This is a genomic window from Streptomyces recifensis (assembly GCF_002154615.1).
In the GTDB taxonomy this organism is placed as follows: domain Bacteria; phylum Actinomycetota; class Actinomycetes; order Streptomycetales; family Streptomycetaceae; genus Streptomyces; species Streptomyces griseoluteus.
Genome location: NZ_MUNH01000012.1, coordinates 30,255 through 43,322, shown reverse-complemented (window position 1 = coordinate 43,322; position 13,068 = coordinate 30,255). Strand labels below are relative to the sequence as shown.

Here is a 13,068-nt window from a genome sequence, read left to right as displayed (position 1 = left end):
GGTCGGCTACCCCGCCGACGGCAGCGAGCGCCGGTTGCGCGCCTCCTTGTTCCGGGCGGCCAGCAGCTCGTCGGCGGGGTAGCCGACCTCCTCCAGGGTCAGCCCGTGCGGCCGCACCACGTGCACCGCGGAGTCCCGCACCCCGGCCGCCAGCACCTTGCCCGGCCACTCGGGCCCCCGGTGCCCGTCACCGGTGAACAGCAGGGCGCCGATCAGCGAGCGCACCATGTTGTGGCAGAAGGCGTCCGCGCGCACGGTGGCCGTGATCACACCGTCCGCGCCGCGCACCAGGCTCAGCTCCTGCAGGGTGCGGATGGTGGTCGCGCCCTCGCGCCTCTTGCAGTACGCCGCGAAGTCGTGCTCGCCCAGCAGGGCGCGGGCCGCCTCGTTCATCACGTCCACGTCCAAGGGCCAGTCGTGCCACAGGACATGGTTCCGCAGCAGCGGGTCGACACCGCCGGGGTTGTCGGTGACGCGGTACGCGTAGCGCCGCCAGACGGCGGAGAACCGGGCGTTGAAGCCGGGCGGGGCCTCGGTCAGGGACCAGACCCGTACGTCCTTGGACAGCCGGCCGGCGAGCCGCTTCAGCAGCTTCTCCCGGTGCTCGGCCCACACCGGCTCCGGCAGGTCGACATGGGCGACCTGGCCCCGCGCGTGCACCCCGGCGTCCGTCCGCCCGGCCACCGTCAGCTCGTACGTCTCCTTCGACCGGGTCACCGTGCGCAGGGCGTCCTCGATCTCGCCCTGTACGGTCCGCCGGCCGCCGGCCTGCTTGGCCCACCCGTGGAAGTCGGTGCCGTCGTAGGACAGGTCGAGGCGGATACGGACATGGCCGGGCTGTGCTTCGTCACTCACGCGGGAATCCTCTCAAGGCGCCGTGCTGGGGGAAAACGTGAAAGCGGGCCCGCCCCCACAGGGACGGACCCGCTCTCTCAGGCGTCAGCCTCAGGCGTCCTTGGACTCCTCGGCGGGAGCCTCGGTGGCCTCGGTCTGCTCGACCTTCGCCTCCTCGGACTCCTTGACCGCGCGCTTGGTGGCGGCCTCGGCCTCACCGGTGGCCTGCTGCGCGACCGTCAGCGCCTCGACCAGCTCGATGACAGCCATGGGCGCGTTGTCGCCACGGCGGTTACCGATCTTGGTGATGCGGGTGTAACCACCGGGGCGGTTCTCGTAGCGCGGGCCGATCTCGGCGAAGAGCGTGTGGACGACGCTCTTGTCCGTGATCACCTGGAGCACCTGACGGCGGTTGTGAAGGTCGCCCTTCTTCGCCTTGGTGACCAGACGCTCGGCGTACGGGCGCAGACGGCGCGCCTTCGCCTCGGTGGTGGTGATGCGGCCGTGCTCGAAGAGGCTCTTCGCGAGGTTCGCGAGCAGCAGCTTCTCGTGCGCGGCGCTGCCGCCCAGACGGGCACCCTTGGAGGGCTTCGGCATGATGTTTCTCCTAGTGTTCTGCCCCGGCCGTGTCAGGTACCGAGGTCAGTATCCGAGCGAGCGGTTGCTCGTCGGAGATCCGAGCAGGCCCGGAAGGGGCCCGCTCGGAAGGGGCGCGGGGAACTGCGCGACCGGCCACAGCCGGTCCGCGGACGCAGTACGGCCTCCCCGCAAAGCGCTCAGTACTGCTCGGTCTCCACGAAACCCGCGTCCGCGTCGTCGTCCGCGCCGAACGCGTCGGCAGCGGCGGTCGGGTCGAACCCGGGGGGCGAGTCCTTGAGCGCCAGGCCCATGCCCGCGAGCTTGGCCTTGACCTCGTCGATGGACTTCGCACCGAAGTTGCGAATGTCGAGCAGGTCGGCCTCGGAGCGGGCGACGAGCTCACCCACGGAGTGGATGCCCTCACGCTTGAGGCAGTTGTACGACCGAACGGTGAGCTCGAGCTCCTCGATCGGCAGCGCCAGGTCGGCGGCCAGGGCGGCGTCCGTCGGGGACGGACCCATGTCGATGCCCTCGGCGTCGATGTTCAGCTCGCGCGCGAGACCGAACAGCTCGACCAGGGTCTTACCGGCGGAGGCCATGGCGTCACGGGGACGCATCGCCTGCTTGGTCTCGACGTCGACGATCAGCTTGTCGAAGTCGGTGCGCTGCTCGACACGCGTGGCCTCGACCTTGTACGTGACCTTGAGAACCGGCGAGTAGATGGAGTCGACCGGGATACGGCCGATCTCCTGGCCCACCTGCTTGTTCTGCACGGCGGAGACGTAGCCGCGACCGCGCTCGACGGTCAGCTCCATCTCCAGCTTGCCCTTGCCGTTGAGCGTGGCGAGGACGAGGTCGGGGTTGTGCACCTCGACACCGGCCGGGGGCGCGATGTCGGCGGCGGTGACCAGACCCGGACCCTGCTTGCGCAGGTACATCACGACCGGCTCGTCGTGCTCCGAGGAGACGACCAGCTGCTTGATGTTGAGGATCAGGTCGGTGACGTCCTCCTTGACACCCGGCACGGTGGTGAACTCGTGCAGGACGCCGTCGATCCGGATGCTGGTGACAGCGGCACCGGGGATCGAGGAGAGCAGGGTACGGCGGAGGGAGTTGCCGAGGGTGTAACCGAAGCCCGGCTCCAGCGGCTCGATCACGAACCGGGAGCGGAACTCGTCGACGACCTCTTCGGTCAACGAGGGACGCTGAGCGATCAGCATGTGTGAATCCTTCAGTCAGGGGCGCCCGCTATTTGACGCCCGACTTGGTACTGCAAGGGTACGGGCGGCACGGCCCCGTGAGGAGCCGTACCGCCCGGAACCGCTAAACCAGCAGCGGAGCGCTGTGCGTCAGACGCGGCGGCGCTTCGGCGGGCGGCAGCCGTTGTGCGGGGTCGGGGTGACGTCCTGGATGGAGCCGACCTCGAGGCCCGTGGCCTGCAGGGAGCGGATCGCGGTCTCACGACCGGAACCCGGACCCTTGACGAACACGTCGACCTTGCGCATGCCGTGCTCCTGGGCGCGGCGGGCAGCCGACTCGGCGGCCATCTGCGCGGCGAACGGCGTCGACTTCCGGGAACCCTTGAAGCCGACGTGGCCGGCGGAGGCCCAGGAGATCACGTTGCCGGACGGGTCCGTGATCGAGACGATCGTGTTGTTGAACGTGCTCTTGATGTGCGCGTGGCCGTGAGCGACGTTCTTCTTTTCCTTGCGGCGCACCTTCTTGGCAGCGCCCTGACGTCCCTTGGGGGGCATCTACAAACTCCTACGGGGAGGTGGTCGGTCCTACAGCGAAGACCGCTGATGAAGCGTTGTCCGCTGAGGACTACTTCTTGCCCGGCTTCTTCTTGCCGGCGATGGCGCGACGCGGGCCCTTGCGGGTGCGGGCGTTGGTGCTGGTGCGCTGACCGCGGACGGGCAGGCCGCGACGGTGACGGAGACCCTGGTAGCAACCGATCTCGACCTTGCGGCGGATGTCGGCCTGGATCTCGCGACGGAGGTCACCCTCGGTCTTGATGTTGCTGTCCACGTACTCGCGGATCGCGACGAGCTGCTCTTCGCTCAGGTCGCGGACGCGGGTGTTCGGGTCGACGCCGGTCGCAGCCAGCGTCTCCTGGGAGAGGGTCCGGCCGATGCCGAACACGTAGGTGAGGGCGACCTCCACGCGCTTTTCGCGCGGGATGTCAACACCGGAAACGCGTGCCATTCAATGGCTCCTGGTGATTCTTCGGAGGTCTTCCACAGAACCGGCTCCCGGCCGCCGTATGAGGTACGAACCGGGTCCTCGGCCTCCGACCGAGGGTGTCGAGCTGGTTGGCTCGGGCTCTGCGTATGAACAATTCAGCTTGCGTCGCGCGAAACTCTGCGATGAGTGCAGAGGGTTCGGCCGTGCGTCAGCCCTGGCGCTGCTTGTGGCGCGGGTTGTCGCAGATGACCATGACCCGGCCGTGACGGCGGATCACCCTGCACTTGTCGCAGATCTTCTTGACGCTCGGCTTGACCTTCATGGGGTGAGGTTCTCCGGGTCAGTGCCATCACCCCGGCGCGAGCCGGGATGCGGGCAAGATCTACTTGTACCGGTAGACGATCCGGCCACGCGTCAGGTCGTACGGAGACAGCTCCACCACGACCCGGTCGTCAGGGAGGATGCGGATGTAGTGCATACGCATCTTGCCGCTGATGTGTGCCAGGACCTGGTGGCCGTTCTGGAGCTCGACCTTGAACATGGCGTTCGGCAGAGACTCGACGACAGTGCCCTCGATCTCGATGGCACCTTGCTTCTTGGCCACGCTTCGCCCTTCGAATCGACTACCTTGATCGACTCCCACACCTTTCCCTTGCGGGCGCATGCGGACATGCGGGTGCACGAGAGCCGACGAGTCAGTCTACGTCAGGCCACCCGGAAAAACGAATCGAAGAATTCTGCCCCATACCACTGATCGTTATGCGAGCGGATCAGGAGCGGCCGTGACGCCGTACTCCGCGAGCTTCGCCTTGCCGCCGTCCGGGGCGGTCAGGACCAGGGGACCCTGCTCGGTGAGCGCCACCGAGTGTTCCCAGTGGGAGGACCAGGTGCCGTCGGTGGTGATGACCGTCCAGTCGACCCATTCTCGACGCCCCTCTCGCGGGTTTCGGCGCCGAGGCGCCTCACAAGCTTCGAGCGGCGGCGCCGGCCTCCGACCGGCGGTCGCGGCGCGGGGCCTCCCCTCAGGCGAGCGGATCAGGAGCGGCCGTGACGCCGTACTCCGCGAGCTTCGCCTTGCCGCCGTCCGGGGCGGTCAGGACCAGAGGGCCCTGCTCGGTGAGCGCCACCGAGTGTTCCCAGTGGGAGGACCAGGTGCCGTCGGTGGTGATGACCGTCCAGTCGTCCTCGAGGACCTTCGTGCGGGGGGTGCCGAGGGAGACCATGGGCTCGATGGCGAGGCAGAAGCCGGGGACCAGCTTGGGGCCCTTGCCGCGGCGCCGCTCGACGTAGTTCAGCAGGTGCGGGTCCATGTGCATCTCGGTGCCGATGCCGTGGCCGCCGTAGTCCTCGACGATGCCGTACTTGCCGCCGCCCGGCTTCGGCTGCCGGCGGATGTAGGTCTCGATCGCGCGGGAGATGTCGACCAGCCGGTTGCCCGGCTTCATCGCGGCGATCCCCGCCCACATCGATTCCTCGGTCACCCGCGACAGCTCGACCAGCTCCGGCGCGTGCCCCGAGCCGACGAAGGCGGTGTAGGCCGCGTCACCGTGCCAGCCGTCCACGATGGCGCCGCAGTCGATGGAGATGATGTCGCCGTCGTTCAGGACGACGTTCTCGGAGGGGATGCCGTGCACCACCACGTCGTTGACCGAGGTGCAGATGGTCGCGGGGAACCCGCCGTACCCGAGGAAGTTCGACTTCGCGCCGTGCTCGTCCAGCACCTTGCGCGCCACGTCGTCCAGGTCCTTGGTGGACGCGCCGGGCACCGCAGCCTCGCGGGTGGCCGCGTGGATCGCGGCGACGACCAGGCCCGCCGCCCGCATCTTCGCGATCTGCTCGGGGGTCTTGATCTGCACCATGGGGGGCCTGCGCTCTCCGTCACTCGTCACCGACTGGGTTACCTGCACAACACTACGGCCGCGGCGCCCAGGGCGGGCACCGCGGCCGGAAGGACCGGGGGGGTCTTACTCGCTGCCGGCCTTCTCGCGCTTGAGAGCCTCCAGCGCCCGCTTGGTGATCTCGTCCACCGGGCCCAGGGCGGAGATCGTCACGACGAGCCCCTGCGCCTTGTAGTAGTCGATGATCGGCTCGGTCTGCGAGTGGTAGACCTCGAGCCGCTTGCGGACGGTGTCCTCGGAGTCGTCGTCGCGCTGGTACAGCTCGCCGTCGCAGACGTCGCAGACGCCTTCCTTCTTCGGCCCGCTGTACGTCACGTGGAAGACGTGCGAGGAGTCGTTGCGGCAGATGCGCCGGCCGGCGATCCGCTTGACGACCTCTTCCTCCGGGACCTCCAGGTCCAGGACGGCGTCCAGCTTGATGCCCTCGCTCTGCAGCAGCTCGTCCAGCGCCTGGGCCTGGGAGACATTGCGCGGGAAGCCGTCGAGCAGGAAGCCGTTCCTGGCGTCCGGCTGCTCCATGCGGTCCTTGGCCATGGCGATGGTGACCTCGTCCGGGACGAGGTTGCCCGCGTCCATGTAGGACTTGGCCAGCTTGCCCAGCTCCGTCTGCCGAGAGATGTTGGCGCGGAACAGGTCGCCCGTGGAGATGTGCGGTACGCCCAGCTTCTCGGCGAGACGGACGGCTTGCGTTCCCTTACCGGCACCCGGCGGCCCGACGAGGACGATACGCATCAGCGGAGGAACCCTTCGTAATTGCGCTGCTGGAGCTGGCTCTCGATCTGCTTCACCGTCTCGAGTCCGACACCCACGATGATCAGGATGCTGGTCCCGCCGAAGGGGAAGTTCTGACTTGCTCCGAAGCCAACCAACGCCATCGTCGGTACGAGAGCGATCAGACCCAGATACAGCGAGCCCGGCCAGGTGATCCGGTTGAGCACGTAACTCAGGTACTCAGCGGTCGGCCGGCCTGCCCGGATACCCGGAATGAAGCCACCATACTTCTTCATGTTGTCGGCGACTTCCTCGGGGTTGAAGGAGATCGCCACGTAGAAGAACGCGAAGAACACGATGAGAAGGAAGTACAGCGAGATGTAGATCGGGTGGTCGCCCTTGGTCAGGTTCGCCGTGATCCAGCGCTTCCAGCCCGAGTCGCCGCCGGCGAACTGCGCGATCAGCGCCGGGATGTAGAGCAGCGACGAGGCGAAGATGACCGGGATCACACCGGCCTGGTTGACCTTCAGCGGGATGTACGTCGACGTACCCCCGTAGGACCGGCGGCCGATCATGCGCTTCGCGTACTGCACCGGGATGCGGCGCTGGGCCTGCTCCACGAAGACCACGAGCGCGACCATGACCAGGCCGACCAGGATGACGGTGCCGAACTCGATCCAGCCGCCGGCCAGCGTGCCCTGCTTCTTGATGGCCCACAGCGCGGACGGGAAGGTCGCGGCGATCGAGATGAACATCAGGATCGACATGCCGTTGCCGATGCCGCGGTCGGTGATCAGCTCACCGAGCCACATCACCAGCGCCGTACCGGCGGTCATGCAGATCACCATGGTGATCGTGGTGAAGATCGCCTGGTCCGGGACGATGTTCCCGGCGACCGTGCAGCCGCTGAACAGCGCGCCGCTGCGGGCGGTGGCCACCAGGCCGGTGCCCTGCAGGATGGCGAGCGCCACGGTCAGGTAGCGGGTGTACTGCGTGATCTTCGCGGTGCCGGACTGACCCTCCTTCTTGAGGGCCTCCAGACGCGGGATCACCACGGTGAGGAGCTGAAGGATGATGCTCGCCGTGATGTACGGCATGATGCCGAGGGCGAAGATCGTGATCTGGAGCAGCGCTCCACCACTGAACATGTTGACCAGACCGAACAGGCCCTGGTTGCCGGAGGCCTCGGTCACGCAGGTCTGGACGGCCTTGTAATTGACGCCGGGGATCGGGATGTGGGTACCGACCCGATAGACCACGATGATGGCCAGCGTGAAGAGCAGCTTCTTGCGCAGGTCGGGCGTCCTGAACGCCCGGGCGAACGCGGTGAGCACGGTGCCTCCTGCGACCCCCGCGCAAGTGCGTCAAGGGTGACGGTCTAGAGGTTCGACGAATAAGTGGAAGAGAACAGCGCACCCACCTTACCGGCGACACCGCCCCCCTAGGAACGACCGACCGGGGATACCCCAGTGTGGGGTATCCCCGGTCGGGATCGTCTGTGTCATCGAGTGACCTTGAGGGACCCTTGAGGGCCTCAGACCAGCTCGGTGACCGTACCGCCGGCAGCGGTGATCTTCTCCTTGGCGGAACCGGAGACGGCGTCGACCGTCACCTGCAGCGCCACGGAGATCTCGCCCTGGCCCAGGACCTTGACGAGGCTGTTCTTGCGAACGGCACCCTTGGCCACCAGACCCTCGACGGTGACCTCGCCACCCTCGGGGTAGAGCGCGGCCAGCTTCTCGAGGTTCACGACCTGGAACTCGGTCTTGAACGGGTTCTTGAAGCCCTTCAGCTTCGGAAGACGCATGTGGAGGGGCATCTGGCCACCCTCGAAGCGCTCCGGAACCTGGTAACGGGCCTTCGTGCCCTTGGTACCACGACCGGCCGTCTTACCCTTCGACGCCTCACCACGACCGACACGGGTCTTCGCGGTCTTGGCGCCGGGGGCCGGACGGAGGTTGTGGATCTTGAGCGGGTTCTGCTCCGCCATGATCAGTCGACCTCCTCGACCGTCACGAGGTGGCGGACGGTGTGCACCATGCCGCGGAACTCGGGGCGGTCCTCCTTGACGACCTGCGTGTTGATCCCCTTGAGACCAAGGGAACGCAGGGTGTCACGGTGGTTCTGCTTGCTGCCGATGTAGGACTTGACCTGCGTGATCTTGAGCTGTGCCATTACGCACCAGCCCCGGCACGCGCACGCAGCAGAGCCGCGGGGGCGACGTCCTCGAGCGGCAGACCGCGGCGGGCCGCGACCTCCTCGGGACGCTGCAGGCCCTTGAGGGCCGCCACGGTGGCGTGCACGATGTTGATCGCGTTGTCGGAGCCCAGGGACTTCGACAGGATGTCGTGGATACCGGCGCACTCGAGCACGGCACGCACCGGACCACCGGCGATAACACCGGTACCCGGGGACGCGGGCTTGAGCAGCACGACGCCGGCAGCCTTCTCACCCTGGATGGGGTGCGGGATGGTGCCCTGGATACGGGGGACCTTGAAGAAGTGCTTCTTGGCCTCCTCAACACCCTTGGCGATGGCGGCCGGCACCTCCTTGGCCTTGCCGTAACCGACACCCACGGTGCCGTCACCGTCGCCCACCACGACCAGCGCGGTGAAGCTGAAGCGACGACCACCCTTCACAACCTTGGCGACACGGTTGATCGCGACAACGCGCTCAACGTAAGCGGTCTTCTCGGCGGCGGCTGCGCCGCCGTCACGGCCCTTCCGGTCCCGCCGCTCGCCGCCACCGGCACCGCCACCGCGGCGCTGGGGTCCAGCCATTGGAATTACCTCTCTCTGTTTCCGCTAGCTACGGAACCGGCTCAGAACTTCAGGCCGGCTTCGCGGGCGGCGTCCGCCAGGGCGGCGATGCGCCCGGCGTACTGATTGCCACCACGGTCGAACACGACAGCCTCGACGCCGGCGGCCTTGGCACGCTCGGCGACCAGGGCGCCGACCTGCTTGGCCTGCGCCGACTTGTCGCCCTCGCCGCTCCGGACCGACGCGTCCAGCGTGGACGCGGAGGCCAGGGTGTGGCCCTTGAGGTCGTCGATCACCTGCGCCACGATGTGACGGTTGGAACGGGTCACGACCAGACGCGGACGCTCCGCCGTACCGGAGATGTTCTTGCGAATCCGGATGTGGCGGCGCTTGATCGCGGCGCGCTTGTAGGCGTCGCCCTTGAGGATCTTCTGTCCGTATGCCATGGCTTACTTACCCGCCTTTCCGACCTTGCGGCGGATGACTTCGCCCTCGTACTTGACACCCTTGGCCTTGTACGGGTCGGGCTTGCGCAGCTTGCGGATGTTGGCCGCAACCTCGCCGACCTTCTGCTTGTCGATGCCCTCGACCTGGAAGCGGGTCGGGCTCTCCACCTTGAAGGTGATGCCCTCGGGCGCCTCGACGACGATCGGGTGGCTGTAGCCGAGCGCGAACTCGAGGTTCGAGCCCTTGGCCGTGACGCGGTAACCGACACCGCTGATCTCGAGCTTCTTCACGTAACCCTGGGTCACGCCGGTGATCATGTTCGCCACCAGCGTGCGGGACAGGCCGTGCAGGGCCTTGTTCTGACGCTCGTCGTTGGGACGGGTCACCGCGAGGGTGCCGTCCTCATCCCTGACGATGTCGATCGGCGCGACGACGGTGTGGGTCAGCGAGCCCTTGGGGCCCTTGACCGCGACCGTACGGCCGTCGATGGTGACGTCCACGCCGGCGGGAACCGTGATGGGGAGCTTGCCAATACGCGACATAGCTGTTTCCTCCGTTCCCTTCCGTTACCAGACGTAGGCGAGGACTTCCCCACCCACGCCCTTCTTGCCGGCCTGCTTGTCGGTGAGGAGACCGTGCGACGTGGAGATGATCGCCACGCCCAGGCCGCCGAGCACCTTCGGCAGGTTGGTGGACTTCGCGTAAACCCGGAGACCGGGCTTGGAGATGCGCTTGATCCCCGCGATGGAGCGCTCACGGTTGGGGCCGAACTTCAGCTCCAGGACGAGGTTCTTGCCGACCTCGGCGTCCTCGACCTTCCAGCCCGTGATGAAGCCCTCCTGCTGGAGGATCTCTGCGATGTGAGACTTGATCTTCGAGGACGGCATCGTCACGGAGTCGTGGTATGCCGAGTTCGCGTTCCGCAGACGCGTAAGCATGTCTGCGATCGGATCAGTCATGGTCATGAATTGGCCTTCGGCCTCTCTCGCCGGGGTTTCCTGGTGCGCCATCCCTCTCCCCGATCCGGGACGGGACGGGTGCGGCGCGGTGGACCTACGGCGTAGTAAGTCGTACGGGCGCGACAGACGCCCGACCCCGCAAGCCTACGGCATGTGGGGGCGGGCCTCTGTCGACCCAGTTGCTTACCGAGAGCTTCAGGAATCCCTGTTTAAGGGGATTACCAGGAGCTCTTGGTCACGCCCGGCAGCTCGCCACGGTGAGCCATCTCACGAAGGCACACGCGGCAGAGGCCGAACTTGCGGTACACGGAGTGCGGACGGCCGCAGCGCTGGCAGCGCGTGTAGCCACGCACACCGAACTTGGGCTTGCGAGCAGCCTTAGCGATAAGAGCCTTCTTCGCCATCTCGCTCACGCCTCCTTGAACGGGAAGCCGAGGTGACGAAGGAGCGCGCGGCCCTCAGCGTCGTTGGTCGCCGTGGTGACCACGGTGATGTCCATACCCCGGACGCGGTCGATCTTGTCCTGGTCGATCTCGTGGAACATGACCTGCTCCGTGAGACCGAAGGTGTAGTTGCCACGGCCGTCGAACTGCTTGGGGGACAGGCCGCGGAAGTCGCGGATGCGCGGAAGCGCCAGCGACAGGGTGCGGTCCAGGAACTCCCACATGCGGTCGCCACGGAGCGTGACGTGGGCACCGATCGGCTGACCCTCGCGCAGCTTGAACTGCGCGATGGACTTGCGGGCCTTGGTGACGGCCGGCTTCTGACCGGTGATCGTGGTGAGGTCGCGGATGGCGCCCTCGATCAGCTTGGAGTCGCGGGCGGCGTCGCCCACACCCATGTTGACCACGATCTTGACGAGGCCGGGGATCTGCATGACGTTCTCGTACTTGAACTCGTCACGCAGCTTGCCCGCGATCTCCTCGCGGTACTTCGTCTTCAGACGCGGAGTGGTGGTGGTAGCCATCAGATGTCCTCACCCGTCCGCTTGGCAACGCGGATCTTGTTGCCTTCGTCGTCGAAGCGGTAGCCGACACGCGTGACGACCTTGTTGCCATCCTTCTCAACGACCAGCTGGACGTTGGAGACGTGGATGGGCGCCTCGGTCGTGACGATGCCGCCCGCCTGCGAACCGCTGGCGGTGGGGCCGGCCTTGGTGTGCTTCTTGACCCGGTTGACACCCTCGACCAGGACACGCTCGTCGCGCGGGTAAGCGGCAATGACCTTGCCCTGCTTGCCCTTGTCCTTACCGGTGATGACCTGGACCAGGTCGCCCTTCTTGATCTTCATGCTTACAGCACCTCCGGCGCGAGCGAGATGATCTTCATGAACTTCTTCTCGCGCAGCTCACGGCCGACGGGGCCGAAGATACGGGTGCCGCGAGGGTCGCCGTCGTTCTTGAGAATGACAGCGGCGTTCTCGTCGAAGCGGATGTACGAGCCGTCCGGACGGCGGCGCTCCTTGACGGTGCGAACGATGACCGCCTTGATGACGTCACCCTTCTTCACGTTGCCGCCGGGGATCGCGTCCTTGACGGTGGCGACGATGACGTCACCGATGCCCGCGTAGCGGCGACCGGAGCCACCGAGCACACGGATGCAAAGGATCTCCTTCGCACCAGTGTTGTCGGCGACACGCAGCCGCGACTCCTGCTGGATCACGTCTATCTCCTGTTTGTCTGCCGGTTCCCGGCCGGGGGCCCGTTCTCAAGGGAACGGGAACCCCGGCCGAGCCTGGCGGAACTGTCCTGCGGGATTTTCCCCGCAGGAATTACTTGGCCTTCTCGAGGATCTCGACGATGCGCCAGCGCTTCGTCGAGGACAGCGGCCGGGTCTCCGCGAGGAGGACACGGTCGCCGACGCCGGCGGCGTTCTGCTCGTCGTGGGCCTTGAGCTTGTTCGTACGGCGGATGACCTTGCCGTACAGCGCGTGCTTCACGCGGTCCTCGACGGCGACGACGACGGTCTTGTCCATCTTGTCGCTGACGACGAGACCCTCACGGGTCTTGCGGAAGCCGCGGGCCTCTGCGTTCTCAGTCACGTTCTTCTCGCTCATGCGTTCTCCACCGTCTCGATGCCCAGCTCACGCTCGCGCATCAGGGTGTAGATCCGCGCGATGTCCTTGCGGACCGCCTTCAGACGGCCGTGGTTCTCGAGCTGGCCAGTCGCCGCCTGGAAGCGGAGATTGAACAGCTCTTCCTTGGCCTCGCGGAGCTTCGCAAGAAGCTCCTCGTTGCCCAGCTCGCGCAGCTCGGACGCCTTGGTACCGGCCGACATCACGCTTCACCTGCCTCGCGCTTGACGATCCGGCACTTCATCGGCAGCTTGTGGGCCGCACGAGTGAGGGCCTCACGCGCAATCTTCTCGTTGGGGTACGACAGCTCGAACATGACGCGTCCGGGCTTGACGTTGGCGATCCACCACTCCGGGGAACCCTTACCGGAACCCATGCGGGTCTCGGCAGGCTTCTTGGTGAGGGGACGGTCCGGGTAGATGTTGATCCAGACCTTGCCGCCACGCTTGATGTGGCGGGTCATGGCGATACGAGCCGCTTCGATCTGACGGTTCGTCACATACGCCGGGGTCAGCGCCTGGATGCCGTACTCGCCGAACGCGACCTGCGTGCCACCCTTGGCCATACCACTGCGCTTCGGGTGGTGCTGCTTGCGGTGCTTGACCCTACGGGGGATCAGCATGA

23 protein-coding genes and 1 pseudogene are annotated in these 13,068 nt (G+C 66.6%); all 24 read right to left on the bottom strand.

Going from position 1 to position 13,068, the window contains the following annotated elements:
• Window positions 1-6: 6 nt before the first annotated feature.
• The 24 genes and pseudogenes from truA to rplP all read right to left on the bottom strand — a co-directional run bounded on the left by truA (window position 7) and on the right by rplP (window position 13,066).
• Complete coding sequence (truA, locus tag CCN33_RS00820; protein WP_086690010.1) at window positions 7-855, bottom strand: tRNA pseudouridine(38-40) synthase TruA; 849 nt, start codon at window positions 853-855, stop codon at window positions 7-9.
• 90 nt (window positions 856-945) lie between these two features.
• Entirely contained in the window at window positions 946-1,431 is a 486-nt protein-coding gene (rplQ, locus tag CCN33_RS00815; protein WP_030811710.1) for a 50S ribosomal protein L17, read from the bottom strand.
• 179 nt (window positions 1,432-1,610) lie between these two features.
• Window positions 1,611-2,633 (bottom strand): DNA-directed RNA polymerase subunit alpha, encoded by a 1,023-nt coding sequence (locus CCN33_RS00810; RefSeq protein WP_003966937.1) that lies wholly within the window; start codon window positions 2,631-2,633, stop codon window positions 1,611-1,613.
• 129 nt (window positions 2,634-2,762) lie between these two features.
• On the bottom strand, window positions 2,763-3,167 hold the full coding sequence (gene rpsK, locus CCN33_RS00805; protein WP_003956432.1) for a 30S ribosomal protein S11: 405 nt from the start codon (window positions 3,165-3,167) through the stop codon (window positions 2,763-2,765).
• 70 nt (window positions 3,168-3,237) lie between these two features.
• On the bottom strand, window positions 3,238-3,618 hold the full coding sequence (gene rpsM, locus CCN33_RS00800; RefSeq protein WP_018543922.1) for a 30S ribosomal protein S13: 381 nt from the start codon (window positions 3,616-3,618) through the stop codon (window positions 3,238-3,240).
• 187 nt (window positions 3,619-3,805) lie between these two features.
• Window positions 3,806-3,919, bottom strand: a complete 114-nt coding sequence (rpmJ, locus tag CCN33_RS00795) for a 50S ribosomal protein L36 (protein WP_003974245.1) — start codon at window positions 3,917-3,919, stop codon at window positions 3,806-3,808.
• A gap of 60 nt (window positions 3,920-3,979) precedes the next feature.
• A complete protein-coding gene (gene infA, locus CCN33_RS00790) occupies window positions 3,980-4,201 on the bottom strand; it encodes a translation initiation factor IF-1 (RefSeq protein ID WP_003948620.1) in 222 nt (73 codons plus the stop codon).
• 153 nt (window positions 4,202-4,354) lie between these two features.
• Window positions 4,355-4,513, bottom strand: a pseudogene (locus CCN33_RS30870) (type I methionyl aminopeptidase); the annotation flags it as partial.
• 106 nt (window positions 4,514-4,619) lie between these two features.
• Window positions 4,620-5,456 carry a type I methionyl aminopeptidase gene (map, locus tag CCN33_RS00785; RefSeq protein ID WP_086690009.1) on the bottom strand — a complete coding sequence of 279 codons (837 nt, stop codon included), beginning with the start codon at window positions 5,454-5,456 and terminating at the stop codon, window positions 4,620-4,622.
• 105 nt (window positions 5,457-5,561) lie between these two features.
• Window positions 5,562-6,227 (bottom strand): adenylate kinase, encoded by a 666-nt coding sequence (locus tag CCN33_RS00780; RefSeq protein WP_086690007.1) that lies wholly within the window; start codon window positions 6,225-6,227, stop codon window positions 5,562-5,564.
• Window positions 6,227-7,540 carry a preprotein translocase subunit SecY gene (gene secY, locus CCN33_RS00775; RefSeq protein WP_086690005.1) on the bottom strand — a complete coding sequence of 438 codons (1,314 nt, stop codon included), beginning with the start codon at window positions 7,538-7,540 and terminating at the stop codon, window positions 6,227-6,229. The genes CCN33_RS00780 and secY overlap by 1 nt, the downstream gene beginning before the upstream one ends.
• Window positions 7,541-7,740: 200 nt before the next feature.
• The gene (gene rplO, locus CCN33_RS00770; protein WP_031180865.1) at window positions 7,741-8,196 is read right to left on the bottom strand and encodes a 50S ribosomal protein L15; all 456 of its coding nucleotides are present in this window, start codon (window positions 8,194-8,196) and stop codon (window positions 7,741-7,743) included.
• Window positions 8,197-8,198: 2 nt separating this feature from the next.
• Entirely contained in the window at window positions 8,199-8,381 is a 183-nt protein-coding gene (rpmD, locus tag CCN33_RS00765; RefSeq protein WP_003974250.1) for a 50S ribosomal protein L30, read from the bottom strand.
• Window positions 8,381-8,986, bottom strand: coding sequence for a 30S ribosomal protein S5 (gene rpsE, locus CCN33_RS00760; RefSeq protein WP_007494753.1), 606 nt, complete (start codon window positions 8,984-8,986; stop codon window positions 8,381-8,383). The genes rpmD and rpsE overlap by 1 nt, the downstream gene beginning before the upstream one ends.
• A gap of 41 nt (window positions 8,987-9,027) precedes the next feature.
• Complete coding sequence (gene rplR, locus CCN33_RS00755) at window positions 9,028-9,411, bottom strand: 50S ribosomal protein L18 (RefSeq protein ID WP_030811697.1); 384 nt, start codon at window positions 9,409-9,411, stop codon at window positions 9,028-9,030.
• Window positions 9,412-9,414: 3 nt separating this feature from the next.
• Window positions 9,415-9,954, bottom strand: coding sequence for a 50S ribosomal protein L6 (gene rplF, locus CCN33_RS00750; protein WP_030811694.1), 540 nt, complete (start codon window positions 9,952-9,954; stop codon window positions 9,415-9,417).
• Between the two features lie 24 nt (window positions 9,955-9,978).
• Window positions 9,979-10,377 carry a 30S ribosomal protein S8 gene (gene rpsH, locus CCN33_RS00745; protein ID WP_030811690.1) on the bottom strand — a complete coding sequence of 133 codons (399 nt, stop codon included), beginning with the start codon at window positions 10,375-10,377 and terminating at the stop codon, window positions 9,979-9,981.
• A 212-nt stretch (window positions 10,378-10,589) separates the two neighbouring features.
• Window positions 10,590-10,775 (bottom strand): type Z 30S ribosomal protein S14, encoded by a 186-nt coding sequence (locus CCN33_RS00735; RefSeq protein ID WP_003948630.1) that lies wholly within the window; start codon window positions 10,773-10,775, stop codon window positions 10,590-10,592.
• A 5-nt stretch (window positions 10,776-10,780) separates the two neighbouring features.
• Window positions 10,781-11,338, bottom strand: coding sequence for a 50S ribosomal protein L5 (gene rplE, locus CCN33_RS00730; protein WP_007494758.1), 558 nt, complete (start codon window positions 11,336-11,338; stop codon window positions 10,781-10,783).
• On the bottom strand, window positions 11,338-11,661 hold the full coding sequence (gene rplX, locus CCN33_RS00725) for a 50S ribosomal protein L24 (protein WP_018543913.1): 324 nt from the start codon (window positions 11,659-11,661) through the stop codon (window positions 11,338-11,340). Before rplX ends, rplE begins: the two co-directional genes overlap by 1 nt.
• A 2-nt stretch (window positions 11,662-11,663) precedes the next feature.
• A complete protein-coding gene (gene rplN / locus CCN33_RS00720; protein ID WP_003992364.1) occupies window positions 11,664-12,032 on the bottom strand; it encodes a 50S ribosomal protein L14 in 369 nt (122 codons plus the stop codon).
• A gap of 109 nt (window positions 12,033-12,141) precedes the next feature.
• Window positions 12,142-12,426 carry a 30S ribosomal protein S17 gene (gene rpsQ, locus CCN33_RS00715; RefSeq protein WP_030811683.1) on the bottom strand — a complete coding sequence of 95 codons (285 nt, stop codon included), beginning with the start codon at window positions 12,424-12,426 and terminating at the stop codon, window positions 12,142-12,144.
• Window positions 12,423-12,647, bottom strand: coding sequence for a 50S ribosomal protein L29 (rpmC, locus tag CCN33_RS00710; protein WP_007494763.1), 225 nt, complete (start codon window positions 12,645-12,647; stop codon window positions 12,423-12,425). Before rpmC ends, rpsQ begins: the two co-directional genes overlap by 4 nt.
• The gene (gene rplP, locus CCN33_RS00705) at window positions 12,647-13,066 is read right to left on the bottom strand and encodes a 50S ribosomal protein L16 (RefSeq protein WP_030811678.1); all 420 of its coding nucleotides are present in this window, start codon (window positions 13,064-13,066) and stop codon (window positions 12,647-12,649) included. Before rplP ends, rpmC begins: the two co-directional genes overlap by 1 nt.
• Window positions 13,067-13,068 lie beyond the last annotated feature (2 nt).